The sequence below is a fragment of the Microbulbifer sp. GL-2 genome (assembly GCF_007183175.1).
Taxonomy (GTDB): Bacteria; Pseudomonadota; Gammaproteobacteria; order Pseudomonadales; family Cellvibrionaceae; genus Microbulbifer.
Genome location: NZ_AP019807.1, coordinates 934,813 through 961,690, shown reverse-complemented (window position 1 = coordinate 961,690; position 26,878 = coordinate 934,813). Strand labels below are relative to the sequence as shown.

At 43.8% G+C, this 26,878-nt stretch carries 9 protein-coding genes and 1 pseudogene; 1 reads left to right on the top strand and 9 read right to left on the bottom strand.

Annotated features, from left to right (window positions below):
- Positions 1-30 precede the first annotated feature (30 nt).
- Positions 31-1,224, top strand: coding sequence for an elongation factor Tu (tuf, locus tag GL2_RS04230; protein ID WP_143729446.1), 1,194 nt, complete (start codon positions 31-33; stop codon positions 1,222-1,224).
- A 167-nt stretch (positions 1,225-1,391) separates the two neighbouring features.
- On the opposite strand, the pseudogene GL2_RS04225 reads toward tuf, so the two are convergent.
- The 9 genes and pseudogenes from GL2_RS04225 to GL2_RS04190 all read right to left on the bottom strand — a co-directional run.
- Positions 1,392-1,959: pseudogene (locus tag GL2_RS04225) on the bottom strand (IS3 family transposase); the annotation flags it as partial.
- A gap of 91 nt (positions 1,960-2,050) precedes the next feature.
- Complete coding sequence (locus GL2_RS22290; protein WP_370452110.1) at positions 2,051-2,191, bottom strand: transposase; 141 nt, start codon at positions 2,189-2,191, stop codon at positions 2,051-2,053.
- 203 nt (positions 2,192-2,394) lie between these two features.
- On the bottom strand, positions 2,395-3,165 hold the full coding sequence (locus GL2_RS04220; RefSeq protein ID WP_143729445.1) for a thioesterase II family protein: 771 nt from the start codon (positions 3,163-3,165) through the stop codon (positions 2,395-2,397).
- A 622-nt stretch (positions 3,166-3,787) separates the two neighbouring features.
- Positions 3,788-4,801 (bottom strand): TauD/TfdA family dioxygenase, encoded by a 1,014-nt coding sequence (locus GL2_RS04215; RefSeq protein WP_172621055.1) that lies wholly within the window; start codon positions 4,799-4,801, stop codon positions 3,788-3,790.
- Positions 4,798-9,516 carry a non-ribosomal peptide synthetase gene (locus tag GL2_RS04210; RefSeq protein WP_172621054.1) on the bottom strand — a complete coding sequence of 1,573 codons (4,719 nt, stop codon included), beginning with the start codon at positions 9,514-9,516 and terminating at the stop codon, positions 4,798-4,800. Before GL2_RS04210 ends, GL2_RS04215 begins: the two co-directional genes overlap by 4 nt.
- Positions 9,506-10,354 carry a phytanoyl-CoA dioxygenase family protein gene (locus GL2_RS04205; RefSeq protein WP_143729443.1) on the bottom strand — a complete coding sequence of 283 codons (849 nt, stop codon included), beginning with the start codon at positions 10,352-10,354 and terminating at the stop codon, positions 9,506-9,508. Before GL2_RS04205 ends, GL2_RS04210 begins: the two co-directional genes overlap by 11 nt.
- The gene (locus GL2_RS04200) at positions 10,342-16,887 is read right to left on the bottom strand and encodes a non-ribosomal peptide synthetase (protein WP_143729442.1); all 6,546 of its coding nucleotides are present in this window, start codon (positions 16,885-16,887) and stop codon (positions 10,342-10,344) included. The genes GL2_RS04205 and GL2_RS04200 overlap by 13 nt, the downstream gene beginning before the upstream one ends.
- Before the next feature lie 5 nt (positions 16,888-16,892).
- Positions 16,893-23,531 (bottom strand): non-ribosomal peptide synthetase, encoded by a 6,639-nt coding sequence (locus GL2_RS04195; RefSeq protein ID WP_143729441.1) that lies wholly within the window; start codon positions 23,529-23,531, stop codon positions 16,893-16,895.
- On the bottom strand, positions 23,528-26,830 hold the full coding sequence (locus tag GL2_RS04190) for a type I polyketide synthase (protein ID WP_143729440.1): 3,303 nt from the start codon (positions 26,828-26,830) through the stop codon (positions 23,528-23,530). The genes GL2_RS04195 and GL2_RS04190 overlap by 4 nt, the downstream gene beginning before the upstream one ends.
- Positions 26,831-26,878: the final 48 nt, after the last annotated feature.

Genomic DNA, 26,878 nt, shown 5'->3' with positions numbered 1-26,878 from the left:
TGGCAAACTTTTAGCTAGAGGACATCTAAGATGGCAAAAGAAAAGTTTGAACGTTCCAAGCCCCACGTGAACGTGGGCACCATTGGTCACGTTGACCACGGTAAAACCACCCTGACTGCTGCTCTGACCCGCGTATGTGCGGAAGTTTGGGGCGGTGACGCAGTTGCCTTCGACGGCATCGACAATGCTCCGGAAGAGCGTGAGCGCGGTATCACCATCGCTACCTCTCACGTTGAGTACGAGTCCCCGACTCGCCACTACGCGCACGTAGACTGCCCCGGACACGCCGACTACGTTAAGAACATGATCACCGGTGCTGCTCAGATGGACGGCGCTATCCTGGTATGTTCTGCAGCTGACGGCCCCATGCCTCAGACTCGCGAGCACATCCTGCTGTCCCGTCAGGTTGGTGTACCTTACATCGTTGTATTCCTGAACAAAGCGGACATGGTAGACGACGAAGAGCTGCTCGAACTGGTAGAAATGGAAGTTCGCGAACTTCTCGATCAGTACGAGTTCCCGGGTGATGACACTCCGATCATCGTTGGTTCTGCTCTGATGGCCCTGAATGGCGACGACGCCAACGAAATGGGTACTACCGCTGTTAAGAAGCTGGTTGAAACCCTGGACGAGTACATCCCTGAGCCAGAGCGCGCTGTAGATCAGCCGTTCCTGATGCCGATCGAAGACGTATTCTCTATCTCTGGCCGTGGTACTGTTGTAACCGGTCGTGTAGAGCGCGGTGTAATTAACACTGGCGACGAGATCGAAATCGTTGGTATCAAAGAGACCACTACCACCACCTGTACTGGTGTTGAAATGTTCCGCAAGCTGCTCGACGAAGGTCGTGCTGGTGAGAACATCGGCGCACTGCTACGCGGCACCAAGCGTGACGAAGTAGAGCGTGGTCAGGTACTGGCTAAGCCGGGTTCCATCACTCCGCACACCAAGTTTGAAGCGGAAGTGTATGTGCTGTCCAAGGACGAAGGTGGTCGTCACACCCCGTTCTTTAAAGGCTACCGTCCTCAGTTCTACTTCCGTACCACTGATGTAACTGGTGCGTGTGAACTGCCAGAAGGCACAGAAATGGTAATGCCGGGCGACAACATTCAAATGGTTGTTACCCTGATCGCTCCGATCGCCATGGAAGACGGCCTGCGCTTCGCTATCCGCGAAGGTGGTCGTACCGTAGGTGCGGGCGTTGTTGCCAAGATCATTGAGTAATAGTTACTCTTGATCTGAATAAAAAGCCGTAGCGGAGACGCTACGGCTTTTTTTGTTACGTACTCTAATTGCTGCTCGGTCATTTCTGTGATGTTTGTGAGAAGGGGTTGATCACCAACAAGAGCATGCAACGGATTCGTAATCCTTATGAAAGGGTAAGCGCTCAACTAACACTGTAGTGGCCAACTGTTTCCGGACAGTAAGTTAAGTTTTTCCTCTCCCTTTGCGGGTGGTATACCATCGTTGTGCTGATGAGGACGCTCTCTGTTGTAGTAGGTCATTAGGTAGTGACTGATGTCCATACTTGTCTCGGTGATGGAAGCGTAGCCAAGAGACGGTATCCATTCACTTTTCAAGCTACGAAACAGTCTTTCCATAGGTGCACTGTCCCAACAGTTTCCGCGACGACTCATACTCTGAGTCATCCGGTAGCGCCATAGCTGCCGCAGGAATATACTGACTACCTTGATCCGAGTGGAACCTGACGCCTGCCGGCTGACCGCGCATTTCTAGTGCGTTTACCGTCAGAGCTGCGTCCGGCTGTGCTGAGATTGCCCACCCAACAATACGACGTGCATACAGGTCTATCACTGTAACGAGATAGCACGAGCGTGAGCCGGCCCAGACATACATAATATCACCACACCAAACTGTATTTGGCTTCTCCACATTGAACTCGCGATTAAGCGCATTCGGTATATCCGGTCGTTCGACGGTTGCCTTTTTGTATTTGTGAGGAAGTAACTCCCAGCTGGTTGAGCAGCCCGATGATTGTTCGGCTGCCCGTAGCATTACGGCTACGATGAAAGACCCCGGTGTCCTTAAGCTACTTTACCCATCGGCGGATGCCGGTGGTGCCGACATCCAGTGACCGGGCCACTTCAGAAATCGAATAGCTCCGATCGACGACCAGGCGGGCAGCATCTAATTTTAACTCAGGAGAAAAAGATCGACGTTGTTTACTCATTGAACACCTCTGTCTCAGACGGCGACTTTACCAACTAAATTGGTGTCTGGGTTTAGTAGACCACTACAAATTGAGACCTTCTTGAACTACAGCGTGAAATCCCGATGTGTACCTTTTGCCGTCATACCTCACCTCGCTTGCGAGTTTTACCATCTTAGCGAAGCACCTGGAAATGATAGGCTATAAGATGTGAGTTGCTATACTTAAAAAAATTGCTTTTCCTTTATATTCCTGATGTCTTTTTCAATCAATATATTTAGTTGGTTTAGAACTATATCTGCATGAGTTTCTATAAAAAAGTGTTTACCAGGAAATTGATAGATCTCGGGGATAGATTTAAAATATTGCCCCCACTCACTGAGCCTACTCATAGGAACATTGTTATCTTTATTACTTCCAAATACACTTATTGAACAGTTAAAAAGTTTCCTTCTATTAAATTTATATGTGTCGGCAATAGAGAAATCAGCTCTCAAAGCAGGAAGTAATAGAGAGATAAGTTCCTTGTTATTAAAAATATCATCGGTCATGCCTCCGAATTTTCTCACCTGTGTGAGAAATTCTTCCCGTGGTAAATCAGAGATAGACGAGCGATGCAATTTTTTACTTGGTGGCAAGCTGCCGGATGCAATGAATCTAAGTGGCTCAGGATTACCTCTGATCTTAAGTTGGTATATTAGTTCTAGTCCAACACGGCTACCAAGACTGTGTCCGAAAATTATATATGGCCTATCCAGATACGGCTCGATCTCAGGAACCATTTCTTCAATAAGTGCCTCCATTGTAGTAAAAGGAGGTTCAAAAATTCGGCTGCCGCGACCGGGAAGTTGTATAGCATTCATCTCCGCTCCAAGTGATAGCTCTTTAGCCCAGCCGATGTAAGTTCCTACCCCACCGCCTGCGTAGGGTAAGCAAAAGACACGTATTTCAGCATCATGCCTTTTTCGTGGTTGCACAAGCCAGTGATTGCTCATGAAATATCCTAAAAATTACTTATTACTTATGCTTATGTATATGAAGTTGGGAAGGACGTTTCCCTATATACTTAAATCTAATAAGTTTCAATATTCTAAACAAATAGAAAGTAGAAGAGTATCAGGAATTTGAATTTTTTAAGCGTATAGGTACACGGCTTGCAATACTCGAATCTACACATGCGAAACCTAGAGAGTTTTAACTGGTGACTGCTGCTTATGGCATGCAACTATGAGAAAAACAACCCTAGAATTATTTTGACGAGAAGACGCTCTATAAATATTTAGTGTGTCTGTCTCGTTTAGCGTTTTCGATCAATCTGAATAAAGTTGGTTGAAAATAGTTATTGATATTTTGTAAATGTTGTATTTATTAAATTTCTAAATTCTGAACAAGAGCTGAGATTACGATCTTGCTGCTCATTGTGAGCTAAAAATATCTCAGCCTTAGCCTTATGTTTCACATACTCCCTTGCGTCAATCCTGACAAATTTCACACAAGATTGTTATTGCTTGAACCAAATGAGTTGTTTTTAACTTGATTGACGCAGATAAGTTCAAAGATTAACGGATCATACGCTACTACTGGGGTTTATCCAAAATTTAAGTGTAGAGTTTCTCGTTAAAATATTCTGTTGCTAATAAATGAGCTAGGTCCCGCCATGCCAGTAAGTACTTTTCGGTCACCTATGTAACTTTCACGACCATGACTAAAACGCATGTTATCCAGTAGCAGTAAGTCATTTCTCCTCCATGAAAATCGAATGGTATGTTTTTCATAGGATTTTCGGATTAACTCCAAAGCTTCCGGCTCTATCTCACTGCCGTCACCGTAGTAGGCATTCCTTGGTAGTCGATCAGTGCCAACAACCTTTAGCAAATCTTCGGTAACCTGCTTGTCCAAGCTAGAAATGTGAAAGAGGTGTGCCTGATTGAACCATATACGCTCTTTGCTTTCAGGGTGGACAATGAAACTTGGATTAACTTGGGTTGTTCTAAGTGATCCATCTTTGCTCCATTCACAATTTATATTATTATTCAAGCAGAAATGTTCCACTTCAGAGCGATCTTTGGTGCCAAAAACAACATCCCAAGGTAAATCGATATCCGAATAATTCCGTACGTACATGACGCCTTTGGACTCAAACTTCTCACGGATAGGAAGAGGAATATCAAGGTAGACATTTCTACTATTGGCAATAGGTGTAGCGCCCCCTGTATCGCTATCTACAACACAAAGGAATCCAATGCGAGTAGGCCAGTTGTTGCTGTACGAGTTTTCATTATGCTGTGGGATAAGCAGGTCGCTATGATATTCCGTTGCAGTAAATACATGACCTTTGAGTTCTGTTCTAGGTGTAGATCTGTAGATATAAGGGAGTAGTTCCATACCGAATATTTGTTGAAGTAAAGTTCCAAACTGTCGACTGCCGCCAATTGGCAACCCCCGAATCAACAAAGCACCGTGGTGACTGAGAATGTTATTAATGATAACGTTATTTTTTTGAATCCAATCGTATGTCTTTTTACCTTGGGGATTCACATCAACTTGGAATAGGGCTCCTGTTTTCATATCCTCCGGTATTAATTTTCCCTTGGAAAAATCCCCTTCCAGCTTGTTTACTTCAATAGTCATACTTCTTCCTTTTGATTTATTAACACTTTGCTGACAGATAAGCATATTTTTTCAAGCTTACCTATAAATTCATGATGGATAAACTCAATCTGGCTTGGCGATAGATGCTGGCGTGAAAATTCCAATTTGCAAGTGATGTCATTTCCTATGGGAGCGGCAGATATAAATAGTTTGATGGCATGATGGAAACGATCCCGAGTATATCGGAGTGAAATCGAAGCACCTTCCATTACAGTGTCGATAGGTACCGAGTTGTGATAATTTACGTAATTAAAAGAAGCATAAGTTAGATCTTCGACACCTTTGGTTTCAGCAAGGCGATCAAGAGGATACATACTATAAGTGTCCAAGTGGTAAAGCTGATTACCTATTTCTACTAGATTCTCTGACTGGTCTTCACCCAGCAGGAGATTTACTGGTAATAGATTCCAGAAGAGACCAAAAGCATGCATTGGGTCAGAGAGGCGTTCAGTTCTCCCATTAGTAACAACATCTACTGTTATGTTATGCGTTGCTAAAAGTCCTGATAGTGTTTCCATGTATGCCAGCAATAGAATGTTTTTAGCTGGTATGTTTTTATCGCGTGTAAAATTTGTTAGCTTTTTGGCTAAGCCTTCAGGAACTTTAAATTCTAATTCGTTAGGCTCTACATTGCCCCAGCTTTTCCGCAAAGGTATTGGAGGCATAGGTGCGAAATTGGAGAGAGATTGTTGCCACGCATCTGATGCTAGATCGGACTCACTAGCTTCAATCTCTAGAGCTACACGCTCTTTAAACACATTAGATGGTTTCAAATAGGGGAGGGATCCACCATTAGCCACTTTGTGGTAGAGAGTTAGCATTTCCTGCATTAACTCAATAAAACCCCAGCCATCTTCGATAGCATGATGCATTGAAATAAATAGACTGTGCTTCTTATCAGAGAGATTGCAAAGATGTATGCGAATTAGAGATTCACCTGACTCGGGGAGGAATGGTTTTTTGGTATCCTGTTCAATTAAATCGTGAAGATACTGATTTTTAGTGTTTTCTGATTTTCCGGTAAGATTGTGGTTTGTAACATAAAAATCGATGTTATCCCGAATAAATTGTATATATTTCCCTTCTTTCGATTTCCGGAATGAGGTTCGCAAAACGTCATGTTTATTTATAAGGTACAAGACAACTTGGCGAAAGATAACGGCATCTATTGCTACGCCATGTATTTCAAACAAAAGCTGTGGTTGGTAAATTCCTGGTTCCAGGGAGCTTTTGCTTGCCAATTTAAGCATGCACTTTTGTAGTGAAGTGACAGGATAGAAGTCATACTCACTATTTTGAGAATATTGCTCGGGGAGATTATTAGATAATAACTCCAAAGGCACCTTAGTTGCTACTTCATCGATATTGGTGAGTAGGCCGCTTGAAGATAGGGCACTAACAGTTTGATGGGCAAAGACATCTGCTACTGAAAATTGGACGCCTCTATCTTGAGAGTAACGTACTGCCTGAACTACTCGAATAGAATCTCCTCCTAAGCTAAAGAAATTCTCTTGAATACCAACCTTCTTCCTGTTGAGAACCTTTGCCCATGCATCACAAACAATCTGTTCTGCATAATTACGGGGAGGTTGATATTCTGTCCCCTCAATAGCACTTGACACCATTGAAGTAAGTGATTTCCGATCAACTTTTCCGTTCACTGTCAAAGGGATTTCGGCCAACCAAATGTATTGGGTTGGAACCATGTAACTGGGGAGAGACTGGTAGACATAGTGAGTCAGATCACGTTGTGCTGTTTCTTCAGAAATACCGACGACGAACGCTACGATTTGATTAAGGCCCTCATGCAGTAATGCTACACAGTGACTAACTGAGGTAAATCCTAGAATTAGTGACTCAATTTCTCCTAGCTCAATACGAAAACCTCGGAGTTTAATTTGATTATCTAAACGCTGTGCAAACTCGAGGCGACCATCGTCCAACCAGCGGACTCGGTCCCCGGTCTGGTAATATCGTCGAACCTGGCCGTCACCTGCATCGAGCCTCGGAAAGCGCTCGTTGGTCAGTTTCTGTTTATTGAGATAGCCGGTCGCCAAGCCTGCCCCTCCAATGAACAGCTCTCCAAAAACGCCAATAGGTGTTGGATGATAGTTATTATCAAGCACTCTCATAATAGTGTTGGGGATAGGGCGTCCGATTGGAACAGCGCCTGCTATTGGGAGTGAGTTCGATACAATTTCAACAACACAACCTACAGTCGCTTCAGTGGGACCATACTCATTTACGTACTCTGCCTTGGGTAAGATGTGTTGCCGCCATCGGGAAATCAGTGCTGCTGTTAATTGATCTCCTCCAATGATAAGACGGTGGGCTATAGGCGAGTTAATCCCCTCTAATAAGGGTATCAGGGCTTCCATGTGAGCAGGAGTGAGTTTAAATAGCAAGGGATCCGTTGAATCTCGGAGTAAATTTGCTAAGCCCTCAATGTCGGAGCTTGACTCTGATAATACAAATAACGTCTTTCCTGTCATTAGCGGAGTAAATAGGCTTGTGACAGTAGCATCAAAAGCAAGGGTAGAGCTAAGTACTGCTCCAGTTGTTCCTTCAGAATATGTCCTGGAATGAGCGAGGTAGTTGCCGAGATTGCCGTGGGAGACTAGCACACCTTTTGGTTTACCTGTTGAACCAGAAGTATAGATTGCGTAGGCGGCTGCTTTGCTTTGAACCTCCATGCCAGGTAAAGTATCTTCTCCGCCATAACCACTGAGCCATTCATCACTAGCTGCATCATCTAGAAGTAGTATGTCTGCAGCAGTAAGTGGAATTTTTGCTGATAGGTGAGACTGAATCAAAACCAGATCAATATCAGCATCATTCATAATATGACCCAGTCTTTCCTCTGGCAAGCTGGCTTCCAGTGGTACATAGGCAGCACCAGCTTTTAAAATACCTAACAGGCCAACGATAAGTTCCGCGGAGCGCTCAGCACAGAGGCCAATAAGGTGCCCAGGCTCAACTCCCGTCTCTAGTAAATAGCGAGCCAAACAGTCTGATTTCTGATCAAGTTCCTTATAGGTTAGAGCTACTGTCTCTGAGACTAGAGCGTGAACCTCTGGTGCCCTCCCTACTTGTATACGAAACTGATGTAGTGGCTGTAAGACATCTTTGTCGAGATGAGATACTGAGTTTTCTAGGAGTAATGTGTGTTCGGTTGGAGTGCGAAAATCAATTTCTAAAACTCGGCACCGGGGATTTTCCACAAACTTCTCAAGCGATGCCTCAAGATGGCTAGACATTCGCTTCACAGTCCCTTCCTTAAACAGGTCTAGGGCATACTCCCACAAAAATAAAATTCCATCATCCTGCTCCATAACATTTAAAGTTATATCGTATCGTGCTTGGTAACCGTCTTGCTCAAGGTACTCGCACTGAAGTCCAGTAAGATTGATATCACTTTTCTCATTATTGTGCAGTGATAGTAGAATTTGGACAGCAGGCTGATGACTTAAGCTCCTATCAGGTTGTATTTCTTCGAGCAGTTTTTCGAATGGAACCTGCTGGTTTTCATAGGCTGCTAATGAACGTTCCCGACTCTGATTAAGTAACTCGATAAATGTAGGGTTATCAGATAAGTCAGAACGTACGATCAGCGTGTTGATGAAGAAACCCACCAAAGAGGCAAGTTCAGAGTGGTCTCGATTTGCAACAGGTGTCCCTATGACAATATTAGTAGAGCCAGAATAGCGTGAGATGAATGTTGCGAAAGCAGCATTCATCAACATAAATAGTGTAACATCATGAGCTTGGGCAAGTTCTAGAAGGCGGTATTTTAATGATGCCGGCAGAAAGTGTGTATATCTACCACCGCGAAACGTAGCTACTGCCGGACGTGGGTAATCAAGTGGTAGCTCATGAATCGCTGGTATACCTGCTAACGCAGGTCGCCAGTAACTTAATTGTTTTTCAAGTCGCTCCCCACTTAACCATTCTCGCTGCCAAGCAGCGTAATCGGAGTACTGCAATGATAAAGTTGGCAGAGGATCGGGATCTCCAAGAGTAAATGATTCATATAAAGTAAAGAGTTCCCGAGTTAAAAGGCTCATGGACCAACCATCAGCAACAATATGATGCATATTGATGAGTAGTATATGAGAACTCTCAGACAGGCGAATAAGCGAAGCCCTAAGCATTAGGTCCTGCTCAAGGTTAAATGGTGTGTTGAGATCCTTACAAATGATCTTGCTAACAGTAGGTTCCGGTGTCGAATCACTAGAGAGATCAATAAGTGGTAAATCTAGATGGTTGTGATCAAGGACTACCTGTCTGACATCTCCAAATTCATTTTCTTTAAATACTGTACGTAGGACTGAATGGCGCTCTACGATTCGGCAAAATGCGCGATGAAACGCCCCTACATGTAGATCCCCCTTAAGCCGAATTGCCATTGGCATATTGTATTGATTACCCTCTGGATTTAGCTGGTGTACTAACCACAATCGCTGTTGGGCAAAAGATAATGGCTGTTCATTTCCTTGTGCTCGAGGAATCGTAAGGGGCTGTTTTCGGATACGATCAGAGAGGAAGTCAATAATTGCAGACTTATTTTTTTTAAGGAACAAGCGGGTCTCGTGGTTAATTGCTTCCAAATTACCCTCGAAAACTAACTTATCGCCGACTACGCGGGCCTTGACCCCCAAGTCTGCCAGGGCCAGCAATTGCTGCTTAATTCCCATCTTCCACTCCCACCAACTCATGAAAAACAGGTTCAATCACTTGGTCAGTTACGCGGCGATTGGCGATTTGATGAAGAGGTCGAAAATCCCTTGCACTGAGAAACTCTGGACGTGGCTTGTTGTGATCTGGCCTTGGAGTATTTGAGGTTGTGTTATAGGTAACGATAAGTAGGACTCGGTCTTGAGGTGAAAGATTCACAGAGGAAGAATGGGCCACCATCGGATCAAAAAGGGCCACATCGCCTGCCTCCCCCGTAAGGTACTTGACGCCATTATCGCGAACCAGACGATCGATATCAGCATGACCGATTTGGTAAGTCAAATCTTTGGATAGGTCCTGCTCCCAATCACCTGTATTTTTTGAGGATTCAGAGAGATCTCCAAATTTATGGCTGCCAGGTATTAAGCAGAGTGGGCCGTGTAACATATCTACATCATTCAATAGAATCGCAACATTAATTAGATTTGGACGAGGAATACCATCCCCATTTTTCCAAAAAATATAGTCCTGATGCCAGGGCCAAGCCTCACCTTTCATCCGTTGTTTCATATTAATTTTAAATTGATGCACATAACATGGCTCACCGAGGAATTCCTCAGCTGGTCCAAGGAGTCTAGGGTCGGCCACCAATTGCCTAAAGAAATTATCGTAAAGATGTGGACCATGGATACCTCGTATTGATTTTCGGTCATCTTCACGAACTATTCCCGGATGGGGTTCTTCAATATAGCGCGCAATGTGCTCATTGATTGCAACAATTTCCTCAGAACTGAAGCATTGGCGATGAATAGAGAGCCCATCCTGTTTTACTTGATCCGCAATACTCAAATTTCCCATGTTTCCTCTCCCCTTGTACGAATGTCCGTGTTCTGTGTGAGTTGGTTCAGGCGGTTTTCCTCGTCGATGAATTGAGCGAGGTCTCTTACTGTTTGGTAATCAAACGCAGATTTAATTGATAGGTCGATTGCCCATATGGACTGGGCTTCAGTAATTAATCGTGTGGCAAGTAGAGAATGTCCGCCGATAGCAAAGAAATTGTCCTTGACTCCAATACAATCTCGGCCAAGCAATTTCTGCCATAGGTTACACAGTCGAATTTCCGTATCAGTTTCTGGCTTTACATATCCGGTGTTCAGCAGATCACTTAGTTCGTACTGAGAGAGCTTTTTCCGGTCGACTTTGCCACTGCTATTTAGAGGTAGGTCATCCAGTAATACGATGGCCGTGGGAATCATGTAGTCAGGCAATAGCGATTTTAGGTGTTGACGTAAGGTCATTTCTAATCCTGACTCTTTCTTTGACACTACAAATGACACCAGCTGTTGACTATTCTCATCTACTAATACACAGTTATCGCGAACTGCAGAATGACCGGAGAGAGCAGTTTCTATAGCTCCTAGCTCTATACGGAAGCCTCGTAGTTTCACCTGAGTATCTAGTCTTCCCAGATATTCCAAAGTGCCGTCGGCTCGATAGCGGACGCGATCTCCAGTCTTGTAAAGTTTGGCCGTCTTATTGTTAGTGTTAAACGGGTCGGTTAGGAATGTTTTTGCTGTTAGATCATCTCGAGAAAGATAGCCGCGTGATAATCCAACACCGCCAATGTGTAGCTCCCCAACGACGCCAATGGGAACAGGCTTTAGGTGCGCGTCCAAGACATGAGCATCTATATTTGCTATCGGGCGACCAATAGACGGTAATTCAGGCCATGTCTTGCTTTGGCCTGACAACAAATGTGTCGTACATACATGAGTCTCTGAAGGACCGTAGTGATTGATTAGTTGGATATGTTGATGGCGTTTAAAGAATGTGCGGATCTGAGGAGTAATCTTCAGTTGCTCGGCAGTAGATAGGATTACTTTTACCTGCTCCAAAAATAAATCTCGCTCCAGAACCTCAGTGGTTAATGCTTGGAGTAGTGAGTAGGGCAGATTCATTACTGTCACTGATTGACGGCATATCAATTCTACTAGGCGGTCCAGATTAAGCCGGGTGGCTGAATCTATCATAACTACACGACCACCATGTAAAAGTGCTAAGCCAATATCAGTAAAGCTCATATCGAAGCCGATCGAAGCAAACTGGAGGGTGGTCATAGGACTACCAAGTGCAGGGGCATCCCAGTGCATTGTGCGGAGAAGGTTAACTAGCGGACGATGGGACATGCCGATCATCTTGGGTTCACCAGTAGATCCAGAGGTCGACAATACATAAGCTAAGTTGTCAGGGGTTACAGTAACCTCGGGAGCAGTGTCAGGATAACCTCCAAAATTATCCTTATCTAATACTACTGCAGGTACTTCCTGGAGATGCCTGAGAGTGGCTGTTGAGGCAACTACCTGACACGGTGCGGTTGCACGTATACGTTCGGCAATAATCGCATCGGTATAATCTGTGTCATATGGAACGTATGCGGCTCCAACTTTCCAAATAGCCAGGATTCCGGCCACCATGTCCAGCGAGCGCTCTAGGAGTAGACCCACTCGATCATCGGGAATGACTCCACGGGCAATTAGACAATGGGCGATTCGATTTGCGCGTAGTTCTAACTCTCCATAAGTCAAATGGTCATCACCAAAAACAACAGCAATTGAATTCGGTTTGTTTGCAGCATGAAGCTCAACAAATTTATGCAGACAAATTGGTTCAACCGTATCGTCTCGATACCCACTCACAATCTCAAAATAGTTACCCTTGGCTTTTTCAGATAAAAGAGGGAGTTCAGATATGGGAATATTTGGTGTTGTAAGAATACTGTCCAATAAAACGGCGAAACAATCTGCCATTCTTCGGATGCTATCTTCCATAAACAGATCTGTAGCGTATTCCCAAACCAGGGCAAGCCCATCTTGCGTTTCAGAAGCTGTCAGATTGAGGTCGAACTTGGCAATAGGCCATTCCGGCTGGATGTAATCTAAGGTTAAATCACCCAGGGATAATTCCTGTTGTTCGTTGTTTTGCAGGGAAAACATTATCTGAAATAATGGGTTGTGACTTAGGCTACGCTCGAGCTTTAGCTCCTCTACGAGCATCTCAAAGGGCACTTGTTGATGTTCATATGCTTCAAGAATATGAGCCCTGTTGCGTGTTAACAGTTCGGAGAATAACGGGTTGCCGTCAAGACGAGTACGCAAAGCAAGAGTGTTTACGAAGAATCCAACAAGAGGGGCCAACTCATTCTGTTCTCGGTTAGCAATGGGCGAGCCGATAACTACATCTTCCTCGCCTGAGTATCGGGCAATGAGACAAGCGAAAGCCGTTTGCAATAACATAAATAAAGTTGTGCTATGTGCATTGGCTAGGGCTTGCAACTTTGCAAGTTTTACCGTATTAATTTTTTGGTAGAAGTTTGCCCCTTTGAAACTGGAAGCTGCTGGTCTTGGGAAGTCAAGGGGGAGCTGGTGCAGGGGGGGAGTCCCTTCAAGAGTACGTTTCCAAAAATCTAATTTTTTAGCTAGGTACTCTCCTTGTAATCGTTTCCGTTGCCATACTGCATAGTCTGGATATTGTAGCTCTAACGGCTTTAGGGAGGAGTTACCAGTGATAAAATCACGATATAGTATACCTAGCTCATTTGTTAAAACGCTGATGGACCAGCCGTCAGAGGCAATGTGATGCATGTTTACTAGTAAGACATGATGATCGCTTTCGAGTCGGACTAGTTCCGCTCTTAACATTAGGTCACGGTCAAGGTGGAAAGGTTTCATTGCCTCATCGGCGGCAACAGATTTTAGTTTTTGTCGACGTGTCTTTTTTTCATAAATTGAAAAGTCATGAATCTCAAGGGGTACTGGCTGAGCTTTCTGAACAATTTGCCGAACCCCTTTTTCTGGGAGGTCGTGATAGGTAGTACGCAGAATCTGGTGTCGTGATAGAATTTGATTCAGAGCATAATTAAGAGCGGGAACAGAAAGCGATCCAACCATCTCCATAGCAATAGGCATATTGTACTGGATGCTGCCAGGTGAGATTTTATCGATAAGCCAGAGGCGATTTTGGGAATACGACAGAGGCCAGTTGTTTGAACCTCCAGTTGCAACGACTTTGTCAAGTGCTTGGGATTCGGATTGCTCAATTATCCCGGACAGCTCGTCGATAGTTTGGTGTTCAAAAACCGCACGTAAGGGTAGATCCACGCCAAAATACTCGCGGACCTTTGCCACCATCTTTGTTGCTGTTAGGGAGTTTCCACCGATGTCGAAGAAGGCTTCTCGGATGCCAATTTCCTGGTGCCCCAGAACCTCTCCCCAGATTGTGGCGAGAGTGGCTTGAGCTGGAGTCTCTGGCGCTTCGTGGGTGGCACCCAGCCGTCTAGGAGTATCCAAGGTAGCTAAGCGGCCCCGGTCTACCTTGCCGTTCTTATTTAAAGGGAAGCTGTCCACTACATGTAGAACCGCAGGTATCATGTAGTCAGGCAGGGTTTTGCGAAGTCGATTACGGACGGATTTCCCTATCGCTGCATTATCATTGGAGCCTGTAGACGGAGCGAAAAGTAGATAGGCTTCTAAGTGATTTTTCTCATCTTGCACTGTCACTACTGCGTCTTGTACGTCAGGGTCACAACGCAGAGCCTGCTCGATCTCAGGGAGTTCGATACGAAAACCACGGACTTTTACTTGGTAATCCTTCCGCCCGACGAACTCCAAAGTACCATTGTTTTGCCAGCGAACAAAGTCGCCTGTTCGGTAGAGCTTTTGTTTCTTGGGTGAGGTGAGAGCAATTTCAATTAACTTTTCGCGGCTCAACTCAGCTTGTCCAATATATCCTCGAGTTAGGCCGTTACCGGCTACATATAACTCCCCAATCACTCCCTGAGGGACTATTTGTTGTTTTTCGTCCAGAACGATCAGGTTGGCGTGAGGTGTGCTGCAAGAATACGATGTAGAGCTTCGTGGTGGACGAGCACCAATAGGTGCGCCACGTTCAAATTTGCCATTACGTGGGAAGGGGTAGCAACTACAGAATGTGGTAGTCTCTGTGGGGCCGTAGCCATTATAAATTTGGATTTCAGGGAAATGTTTGTAAACTCTGTGAACCGCATCAAAATTAACAATATCCCCACCAGCAAGAAGGAATTTTAACGAAGTTGACGGTGGTAAAGCTCGACTCCAGTGCTCGAAAAGAGATGCTGTGAGGAATATTGTATTGACACCATGGCGCTCAATTTCTGAATTCATACACTTTAGGTCAAAGATGTCTTCAGGGTATAAAATGAGCTCACCACCGTTAAGTAGGGGAGCCCATATTTCGAATGTAGCGGCATCGAAAGAAATTGATGAAATCTGTAAGGATTTTGTGGCCTTACTAAGTGGAATGAAGGCCCCGCTCTTAACCAAACTGGCCACAGAGCGTTGCTCTGTCATTACCCCCTTGGGGAGACCAGTTGAGCCAGAGGTAAAGCAAACGTATGCGAGATCATTCGGTGTTGAAGTCGTTTCGCTATCAGTAAGATCTTCTTCACATAGGTGATCTAGATCTTCAAAAGCCTCAAGTTCAAGAACTTTACAGGAGGAATTACCGATTACATTTACGGTGTCTCGTGTAGCGATCACTAAAGTCAAGTGACCGACTTCGATCATGGTATGTAAGCGTTCTTCAGGATAGGAAGGATCTAGTGGAACATAAGCAGCCCCAGCCTTTAGGATGGCCAGCATAGCGGTGATGAGCTCGTAAGAGCGATACATACAGAGGCCAATAAGATCTCCATTGGTGACTCCTTGCAACTGCAACATCCGAGCAAGACGATTTGCCTTTTTATTCAGTTCTCCATAGGTGAGAGCCGTAGCGCCCATTCGAACCGCTATTGCCCCCGGATGGATAGCTGATTGACTTTCAAAAAGGCGTGCTAAAGGTGCGTCAACATCGTACTCCTTATCGTTAACACATGGGTTGTCTACAGCTTCAGCAATTTCTGTTTTTGTTAAGTATGGCAAGTGACTGATTGGAGTGCTAGGAGAGTGAACCACAGATTCGACCATTCGACCAAAATGTTCACTCATTCGTGTGATTGTCTCAGCATCAAACAAATCAACTGCGTACTCCCAATGAATAATGAGACCGTCTTTGCCTTCGACCATATTTACAGTCAGGTCATACTTTGCAATATTATTACTAGGGGCCTCATCGAAAGGGGTCAGTTTGAGTCCAGGTAATGAAAATTCACCAGTAACATTGTTTTGAAGTGCCAGCATTATTTGAAATAAGGGGGTGTAACTCAGACTTCTATCTGGCTTTAAGGTATCTACAAGCTGCTCGAAAGGAACTTGCTGGTGTTCATAAGCCTCAAGCAGTGTTTCGCGAATAGTGCATAGCAAACTATGAAAATTGGGGTCACCTTCCAATTGGGTTCTAATAACCAAAGTGTTGACAAAAAAGCCTACGATTCCCTCTGTACCAGACGCTTCTCGATTAGCCACTGGACTACCAAAAACGATATCTTTATCACCAGAATATCGATACATTAGGCAAGTAAAAACTGCACTTAAAACCATGAATAAAGTGGCATTTTCTTCTTGTGCAATACTGGTCAACCTATCAACAATTGACTGTTCAATCCGGTGAGTAACCTTTCTAGAGGGGCTCCTAAAGACAGCTTTGCGTGGTCGATCAAGTGGTAAGTTGTGTACTGCTGGGAGATCTACTAACTGCTCTCTCCAATACTCCAATTGACGTTCCAGCAGTTGCTTTCCAGTATGATTAGCTTGCCAGTCCGCAAAGTCTGAATATTGGATTTTTAGTGGGAGAAGATTACTTCGGTGACCAGCTGCGAAGGAGGTGTAATGATTGTTAAGTTCGTTGACTAGGATCGGAATAGACCAGCCGTCCGACGCAATGTGATGCATTGTGACAAGAAGTAGATGCTCTGAAACTGCTAGTCGAATAATTTGAGCACGAAGCATACGGTCCTGGGAGAGATTAAAGGTTAAGTTTGCCTCTTTAGTAATTAGTTGCGATAAGGTTGCCGACCGTTCGATTTCTGGTAGATCGGAGATATCAGTCAGAGGTAGTTGAACTGCCTCATGAGGTAGTAGAAACTGCGCAATGTCTCCATTATCAACAGGACGATATACACTGCGCAGAACTTCATGCCGCTCAATAATAGCAGACAGAGAATGCTCCATTGCTCGAAGATTGAGGTCTCCATCTAAGTGGAAGACTGCTGCAATATTATACTTACTTGAAGGGCCATCAATCTGGTCAATTAACCATAATCTTCTTTGAGCGAAAGACAGTTGTGACATCAATCGATTGGTACGGGGTTCAATAGGCGGTAGCTTTGTACGAGCGGAACTTGCTGTTCGCTTGATAAGAGCCCGCTTTAAACGCTCTCGCTTTTCTTCTAGAGATAACTCAGATGTTTGATTTTTCATAGTGCTCACACTTCCTCTTCACTGAGTTCAGCTAGGTATTTATCAAGATCAGCCTCAGACAAGTGATCTACATCATCAATAACATGTAAGTATTTTTGTTCTCGCTCGATGATTTTTGCCTGTTCTTTAATAGTTTGAGCTTGAAAGAGCACTCTGGTAGAGAGTTCGACTGTGAACTCGCGGTATATTTCTGCAGCAAGACGGGTCACCAAGAGGGATTGCCCACCTACATCAAAGAAGCTTGAAATCACGCTGATTCCTGTCAAGCCAAGAAGCTTTTCCCAGATCTCTAGAACTCGGGCCTCGGTTTGACTTTCCGGTAATATTGCATCCTGCAAACTAACATCATCAAAATTAGGCTTCGGAAGTGCTTTACGATCTATTTTTCCATTTCCACTAAGTGGAAGTGCGTCAATATGGATAAAACAGGAAGGGACCATATACTCTGGTAGTTCCGTATAAGTATGACGTTTCAATTCCTGGACCAATTGCTCTGCCTGAACATCTGAAGTGGACGTAAAATATGCAATCAAACCCGTTGCTGATTCAGATGCAATTACTACAACCTCTTTAATGAGTTCGTGCTGCCGTAAACATGATTCAATATCCCCTAGTTCCACCCTAAAACCGCGTATTTTTACTTGGTGATCTTGTCGTCCAAGAAACTCCATATTTCCTGGCAGTCCATCTGAAGTCGGCAAAATTCTACCTAGATCACCGGTGCGATACATGTGAACATTTAAATCTGGGTGGTAAGGATTTTTAACAAAAGATGCTGTGGTTTTTTTGGTGTCCTTGAGATAACCTTGTGCGACCCCTAGTCCACCGATATAGAGTTCACCCACAACACCTAATGGTACTGGTTGACGGTACTTATCGAGTACATAGAACGTATTGTTATCCAGTGGTCGTCCATAAGGGATGCTCTGTAAGTGACTTACATCACCCTCTATCGGATAAAAATTCGACCAAACTGTTCCCTCCGTGGCACCCCCCAAGCCAATAACTTTTAGGTTTGGAAAGAACTGAGTTGCTTTGGCGGGTAGGGCGGTAGGTATCCAATCCCCACTTAAGAATGCTAGGCGTAGAGTTGTCAGCTCGTTCTGCCTATCTGTAAGGCCCATGTAATCTATTAGCATATTGAGAGTGCTAGGCACAGAGTCCCAAAATGTAACATTATTTCTCTCAATCAATGAAATCAGCTTGCGAGGCTCCAACTCATCCCCAGCGGAAGATATTATCAGCTTTGCACCAGTGGCAAGAGTTCCAAAAATATCGTAAACAGATAAATCAAACCCAACGGATGTGATACATAGCACACAGTCATCTTGAGATATATTAAAACGTCTATTAATTAGCGTTATGAGATTTACTGCTGAGTTATGAGAAATCACTACCCCTTTGGGTTCACCAGTAGAACCTGAAGTAAAAATAACATAGGCTCGATCCGAGGTTATTGACCTTTTGGAAGGGTTATCAAAGCGTTCAGTATTCAATGCTTGATTGATAGATATAGTCGAGGAGTAATCCTGAAAGTTATCATCGTCAACTAATACAAACCTAGCGTCAGCCTTTTCTACTATTCGATGTTTGCGCTCTATAGGATAAGAGGGATCTAAAGGAACATAAGCGGCTCCTGCTTTAAGGATGGCTAATAGACCAATTACCATCTCCAGTGAACGCCCAACACAGATTGCTACAAGCTCACCCTGCTTAATTCCACATTTGAGCAAGTAGTGGGCCACTTTGTTCGCATTATAGTTCAATTCCCGGTATGTGAGCTGCTGTTCGCTGAACACAACTGCAATTGCGTTAGGTGTGGCCTGTGCTTGCATTTCGAATGGTTGGTGCAAGCAGAGAGTTTGTGGAAATTCGGCTCTTGTATCGTTCCAATCGTGGACTATTTGGTTAAGCTCCTCATTATTAAGAAGCGGTAGGTTGCCAATTTGCGTGTCTGGTGAGGATATGGCGCTTTGCAGAAGGGTATGAAAGTGCTTGGACATACGCCGCACAGTTTTTTCGTTGAATAAGTCAGATGAATACTCCCAGACATAACTCAAAGTTTCATTATCATCCGTAACATTAAGTAGCAGGTCGTATTTGGCTCCTGAAGATTTTGTTTCAGTGGATTTTGCAGAAAGTTTGGGGAGCTCAAAAGATGTATCTTCATTATTTTGAAGTGCTAGCATTAATTGGAACAGTGGGCTGAAACTTAAATCTCTTTGCGGTTGCAGCTCATCTACTAACTTATCGAAAGGCATTTGTTGATGTTCATACGCTTCTAGTAATGTTCTTTTACTTTGCTGAACTAACTGTGAAAAAGTAACTTGATCTGCGAGATTTAATCGAATCACCAAAGTGTTTGTAAAAAAACCGACCAAACCTGAAAGCTCGGCGTGTTCACGATTAGCTATAGGAGTGCCAAAGACTATATCGTGCTCGCTGGAATAGCGATTAATAAAAACTGCAAAGCAAGCACTGAGTACCATAAAAAGAGTGGCGTCATGATCTCTTGCAAACTGGTGTAGCTGTCTAGAATTTTTCTTTGACATTTCATGCACTACACATCCAACTTCGTGGCTTGGGTTTACCGGTCTAACTTTGTCTAAAGGCAAGTTGTGTAAGACTGGTATACCGTCCAGCTGCGTTCTCCAGTAATTAAGGTGTTCCTGTAATACTTCACCAGTCAGCCAAGCTTTTTGCCAAGCGGCATAGTCCATGTAGTTGACCGGTAGAGTTGGCAAAGTATCATCTAAATTATGAACATATGCGGTGTATAAATTCGAAATATCTTTGGTGAATACTGCAATTGACCAGCCATCTGAAGCAATATGATGTACTGTAGCCAAGAAGGTGTGTTTTTCAGCTCCGAGCCGAATGAGAGAGACGCGAATCATGAGATCCTGGGCTAAGTCAAAAGGTGCAGATGCTTCCTCCTTGGCCAATCGAGCGACCTCTCGACTTTGCACCTCCTCAGAAAGAGTTGACAAATCAATGAACGCTATGGGTAGCTCGGGAGCGTCAAGTATCAGCGGGTATGGTTCTCCATTTTCATTAGCTCGATACACGGTATGCAAGGTGTCATGCCTAACTAAAATGGCATTTAGTGTTTTTTGTAAAGCGTCATAGTCGAGTTCTCCATCGAAGGTGAGAACAACAGGCATATTGTATTGTGGAGATAAAGGGTTGATTTGGCTAATAAGCCATAGACGTTGTTGTGAAAAAGACAAAACCTTAGGTTCGTTATCTTTGAGCTTCTGAATAGGTGATACTCTAGTTGAGTCAGCATCTTCGATAAGTAATACTTGTCCCCGAATTGTCTGTTTTTCAAAGATATTACGTACTGGAAAATCGACCTGCCAATAATCTCGAATCAGAACTGCTAATCGAGTAGCTAAAAGTGAGTGACCACCAATATCGAAGAAACTATCATCTAAACCTATTTTATCTGTCGATATCAGTTCCTTCCAGATTTTACAAAGTTGCTTCTCATTATTAGTCGATGGAGCTACATACTTAACCGTTGAAGTCTGACTGAATTCTTGTTTTGGCAAAGCAATTCTATCAACCTTTCCGTTAGTGTTTAATGGAAGTCGATCTAGGATAGAAATAGCTGAAGGCATCATATATTCAGGTAGCTGCTCCCTCAGATATTCCTTAAGGGTGGAGCTATTGATAGCTTCTTTTCCAGCTACATAAGCTACTAATTGCTTATGTTCTTCATCAAAAACGACGACTGCATCAGATACTGTTGAATATTTTAATAGTGCAGTTTCGATCTCACTAAGTTCAATTCGAAATCCGCGTAACTTCACCTGCGTATCTTTTCTTTCTAGAAACTGAAGTTCGCCATTGTCCAGCCAACGAACGGTGTCTCCTGTTTGATACATTCTGGCCCCTACTTTTGCTACAAGGGGGTCATCAAGGAAGCGCTTGCTAGTCAATTCTGGCAAGTTAAGGTAACCACGAGCAATGCCAATGCCGCCAACATACAGTTCACCATAAACACCTAGAGGTGCAATATTCAAGCTTTCATCTAGTACATAACAACGTACGTTTGCAATGGGTTTTCCGATAGAAGGGATGTCGCTCCAGCTCTGCGGATCTCCTGTCATTACTAGTGAAGTGCAGACATGTGTTTCTGAAGGTCCAAAGTGATTGAGTAATTTTGTGTCCGGATGACGTGCAAAAAAATTACGAATTTCTTCAGTCACTAGTAACCGTTCAGCTGTAGATATGACTACTTTAAGATTTTCTAAGTGCAGTTTACTGGAGTTGCAGTAATGAGTAAGAGCTTGTAGAAGTGAGTATGGAAAATTAACAACAGACACGTTTTCGGTTTGTAAAATTCCAACTAGTGCATCTAAATCTGTTTTTTCAGACTCTGATATCAAGCAGAGCTTACCACCTCCAGACCATGCCAGGAATATGTCGGTGAAGCTCATATCAAAACTAATAGACGCAAATTGCAATACGGTATGCGCCTTTGTAAGTTGAGGGCAATCACTCCTCATGGCTTCAATCAGATTGACAAGCGGGAGGTGAGGCATTCCTATGAGTTTTGGCTCACCAGTAGATCCAGATGTTGATAGCACATATGCCAACTGATCAGAGCAGAATGGAACTTCAGGATTGGTAGTAGATGCAGCACTTAGCCTAACGACTAAGCCTGTGTCATTAATGCAAATTCGAGATGCTTCAGATGTAGTTAGGCGTTTATCCGTTTCACGAGTTGTAATAACCAAAGCAGGTTGTGCAGAGGATAAACGTTTTAGCAGAATGGCATCAGAATATGATGTATCCAGAGGTAAATAACATCCTCCGGCTTTCAAAATCGCCAATATAGCTATGAGCATGGAGACATTGCGAGGAATACAAAAGGCGACAATGTCGTCTGGTTTGACACCGGATTCTATGAGGATATGAGCTAAGCGATTCGCCTCACTGTTTAGTGCCTCGTAGCTCCATTCATCTCCATTTTGAGTTACCGCCGGAGCTTCCGGTATGGATCGAGCTTTCTGTTCAAATAGCTGATGTAATCCTTCGTAAGGAATTGGAATTTCTTTTGGTGAGCTCCACTCACTTAGTAGATTATGTCGCTCTAATGTTGTGTGCAGAGGAATATAGCTTATTACAGTACTGGGATTAGTAGTTACAGCTTTAAGAAGTAACCCAAAATGAACTGACATTCTTGCGATGGTCTCTTCATTAAAGAGGTCAGTAGCATATTCCCAGTCAATACAATATCCGTTGTCGGTAATGTTGATGAGCAAAGTCAGATCAAATTTTGAGGTGCCATTGTCTTGATGCTCAATACTAAGGGTTAGCCCCGACAAATCGAGCACAGCTTGTCGATTGTTCTGTAAAACCAACATTACCTGAAAAAGGGAGTTACTACTGAGAGAACGGTCTGGTTGAATAGCGTCAACTAGAGTTTCAAAAGGTAGTTGTTGGTTTTGGTAAGCTTGAAGTAGATACTCTTTATTTTCTGATAGCAGCTCTTCGAAAGTAGTAGTAGGTAGAATTTTTGAACGCAGTACTAGCGTATTCGCGAAGAAACCTACTAGGCGGCTTTGTTCCGGGTGATTTCGGTTTGCAATCGGTGTACCAATTATGATGTCTTGATCATGAGAATAGCGATATAGTAAGGCTGCCAATGCGGTATGCAGCACCATAAAGGTGGTTGCCCCCTTATCTTTGGCGAAAGTATTTAAAAGCTTAACTTGTTCGTTGGAAATAAATTGGCGGTATTGCTTACCGCAAAAACTCTGGCGTGCTGGTCGAGGCCGGTCAAGTGGTAAACTATGGACATCGGGGATTCCACCCAAAGTATTCTTCCAGAACCCAAGGGCTTCATTTGCTTTTTTGCCTGCCAACCACTGGCGCTGCCAGCAAGCAAAATCAGCATATTGAACACCTAATGAAGGTAAAGGCAAGCTTCTCCCGGATACTTGATTTGTATAGAGTGTACTTAGTTCATGGGTTAGAATCCAAAGAGAGCCGCCGTCGGAAGCTATATGATGTGTGCAGAAAATAAATAAGTGTAGATTATCTTCTAAACGAATTAGTTGAGTACGTAACATTAGATCATGTTCGAGGTTAAATCCTTTTGCCCCTAATTCATGAATAGTTTTTTGTGCTGTTTCTTGACGTTCCTCACGTTTTAACTTTCTGAGATCCAATATAGGGATTTCGAGTTTAATATTTTCAGAGATAACTTGATATGCTCCGATCGCGTCTTGCTTATATCGGGTGCGTAATATCTCATGTCGTTCAACAATGGTATTTACAGCGTAATGTAAAGCCTCTACATTAAGGTTTCCTTCCAAACGAAGAACCGCCGGAATATTGTATTCATGTCCTCCGGGGGATAGTTGGTCAATAACCCATAGTGATTCTTGACTGGCACTTAGGGGTAGCCTTTCAGATCGATCACACTGAGGGATTGGCTCAAACTGTAAATCTGTTGATTCTGATTCCTGTTGCTTTAGTAATTCGATTAGGGCTGCTTTTTCATCCTGTATTTGTCTCCTAAATTCTGATGTCATGGCACCGACCGGTGCCTTGAACTTTAATTGTCCATCTTCTTGCCAAATGCGAATATTAGATTTCCGGAGTTGGGCAAGTAACGTAAACAAATTCACAGACTACCCTCCTCACAAGCACTATCTTCTATGTCAGTTTGATCGGAGTGCATTAACCAGAGTTTTGTGTCGAGAAGATCGGCTAGTTGTGCAATTGTAGGCCGCTCAAGTAATTCAGCGAGAGGAATTTCTACTTGGAATTTGGCTCGAAGTTTGACTGCTAACGCAGCTGCAAGAAGCGAGTTTCCTCCTATATCAAAGAAGTTATCGTTAATGCCAATTTCTCGAATTCCTAAAATCTCTCGCCAGTGCAACTCCAGAAGCTTTTGGGTTTCAGTTTCGGCTCCAACAAATGCTGTAGAGACCTCTCCTCGGTCCGCATACTGAAGAACATCCTCGGCCATTTGATCATCGGTTACTAATTCCAAGTTCAACGGCGCGACGCGGATAGAGAGTGAGGAATTTGCAGAGCTCTTCTCTATAAGTTGATTGATTTCTTTTGAGAGTTTAAGAACCTCATCAAATTGTTGCCTTTTTTCGAAAGGATCACTTGATAGTTCGCTGCAATCAATTTCAACTGGTATGAGTCCGCTTTCAATTAGTTTCCCTGAATCAATGACTTCTTTTAATTCAGCAGAATTTTTTACAACTTGGTTAGCTTGGGTATTGTATGCTGACTGTCGTTTCTCTTCTATCCAATAACTCTGATGATCGAATTGATAAGTCGGCAACTCCACACGCATGCGGTGTATATTTTCATAATACTTGTCCCAATCTGGCTCAACCCCAACTAACCACAACTGTGCCATGGCTTCCATGAGATATCGATATCCGGCATCGCGCTGCTTGGCTGATGGCATACTTGGTATTGCTCTCAGCGAACGGGAGGCAGACTGTCGTGATAGCTGACACAAAACATTGCTGGGCCCTACCTCTAGTAAAATCCGCTCGGAAACTTCAGCAATGGTATCCATGCCTTTTACAAACATTACTGGAGCTCTCAATTGACGGGCCCAATAATCTGAGTCGCATGCCTCTTCGGGTGTAATCCATGTACCGGTTACATTTGAGATAAATGGAGTAGTCGGAGCTGTTAGAGTTACGCTATCAACAATCTTGGAAAAATTAGTTGATGCTTCTTCCATAAGACCAGAATGAAAAGCATGGGAAGTGTGAAGACGTACAGACTGAATCGTTTCTTTGTGTAGTCGAGCCTCAAGGATATCGATGGCTTCTAATGTTCCAGAAATAACACTCGTAGATACTCCGTTCTCTGCCGCAATCCACAAGTCAGGGGTTAAATATCCATCAAGTTGTTGTGCCGATAGAGCCACTGAGAGCATGGCCCCACTGGGTGCCTCCGACATTAATTTCGCACGGTGAGAAACCAGTTTTACAGCATCTTCAAGAGAAAATACCCCTGACAGGCAAGCTGCAACATACTCTCCAATACTATGACCAATCATGGCCTCAGCTTCTACGCCCCAATGTTGCCATAACTTGGCTAGTGCATATTCAACAGAGAATAGTGCAGGTTGAGTTAGAATCGTATGCTTGAGCTTTTCATCCGCCTCTACCTGATAACTTGAAAATAGAATTTCAGTTATATTGGTATCAAGATGACTTAGAAATAGGGCCGCACATTGATCAAAGTAATGCCGAAATATTGGTTCGTTTTGGTAGAGATCTTGCCCCATAGAAGCATACTGTGCTCCCTGACCAGGAAACATAAATACCACATTTCTCTTAATGGGCTTTTGCACCCCATGGAATGATCCCTCGGTGGAGTCTTGCTTTAGAAGAGTAGATAATGTACCTGAGCTGTCGGACACATAAGCACTACGAAACTCAAAATCATTACGGCCAACTTGCAACGTATATGCTACATCAGCGAGATCAAAACCTTGTTTCTTGTCAATAAAATTTGCCAGTTTCTCACGTGCTTTCTGGAGAGATGTATCAGTTTTAGCCGACAATGGGAAAAACATCCAAGGTTTTCCTTCATCTCCAGTTGGTTGGTCAGGGGCTTCTTCTAAAATCATATGAACGTTGGTACCCCCAATACCAAAAGAGCTAACTCCCGCTCGTAATGGTGCTCCATTGCGGGAACTCCACTCCGATAGATGTGTGTTGACGTAGAAGGGACTATTTACGAAATCGATTTTTGGGTTGGCTCTCTCAAAATTTAGACTTGCTGGGATTTTGCGATTTTGTAGAGCAAGAACAGTCTTAATAACACTGGCAACCCCTCCAGCTGTTACCAAGTGACCAATATTGGTCTTAACTGAACCGAGAGCACAGAATTGATGATCTTGTGTCTGCCGAGAAAATGCCTTTGTTAAACCCGCAACTTCTATGGGATCACCAAGATGGGTGCCGGTACCATGTGCCTCTATATAGGTAATTGTATCCGGGTCAATACCGGCTAGCTCTTGTGCTTCAATAATAACCTCGGCTTGACCATCTACACTAGGCGCAGTGTAGCTGGCTTTACCACTTCCATCATTGTTAACTGCTGTCCCCTTTAATACGGCTAGAATGTTGTCTCCATCAGTAATCGCGTCCTCAAGTCTACGTAAAGCGATAATACCAAGCCCACTGCCACTTACAGTTCCCGCAGCCCGCTCATCAAATGCACGACAGTGGCCGTCTGGAGAGCCGATTTTTCCTTCTTGGTAGAAGAATGCTTCATTACGTGTAATTTGTAACGAGACTCCACCAGCCATTGCTAAATCACACTGATGATTAAGCAGAGACTCAGCAGCGAGATGAATAGCAACAGCAGAGGATGAGCAAAGGGTATTTACATTGACACTGGGGCCTGTGAAACCCATTTGATAGGAAACTTTTGTCGATAAAAAATCCTTATCGTTGGCAAGCATAATCTTGAAGGTCCCCAAGCGCTCAATTAATCCGGGGTTAGACTTGAGATTACGCATCATGTAGCCACTTAATGCAGCTCCAGCATAGACACCTACACGACCTTTGTATTTCTGTGGCGAGTATCCAGAACGTTCCATTAACTCCCAAGCTGCCTCCAAAAACAGACGGTGCTGCGGGTCGGTAATTTCGGCCTCGCGCGGAGACATATTGAAGAAACGTGCATCGAAGAGGTCAATGTGATCTAGAACCGCATCTGCAGCCACGAACTTTGGATTATCTAGTAGATGTTCATCAATCCCCATTGCTTTGAGCTGATCATGGTCAAAGAATCTTACCGATTCGACCCCATTGCTAAGATTCTCCCAATATTTCTCCACATCGGCAGCGTCTGGAAAGCGGCCAGACATACCAATAATTGCTATATCGTTCTCGTATTCAGTGATATCTTCACCACCCATGATATTTTTTTCAGTCATGGTTTAAGCCTTATAATTGTTAAATTCGGATATAGGAACTGCATGACT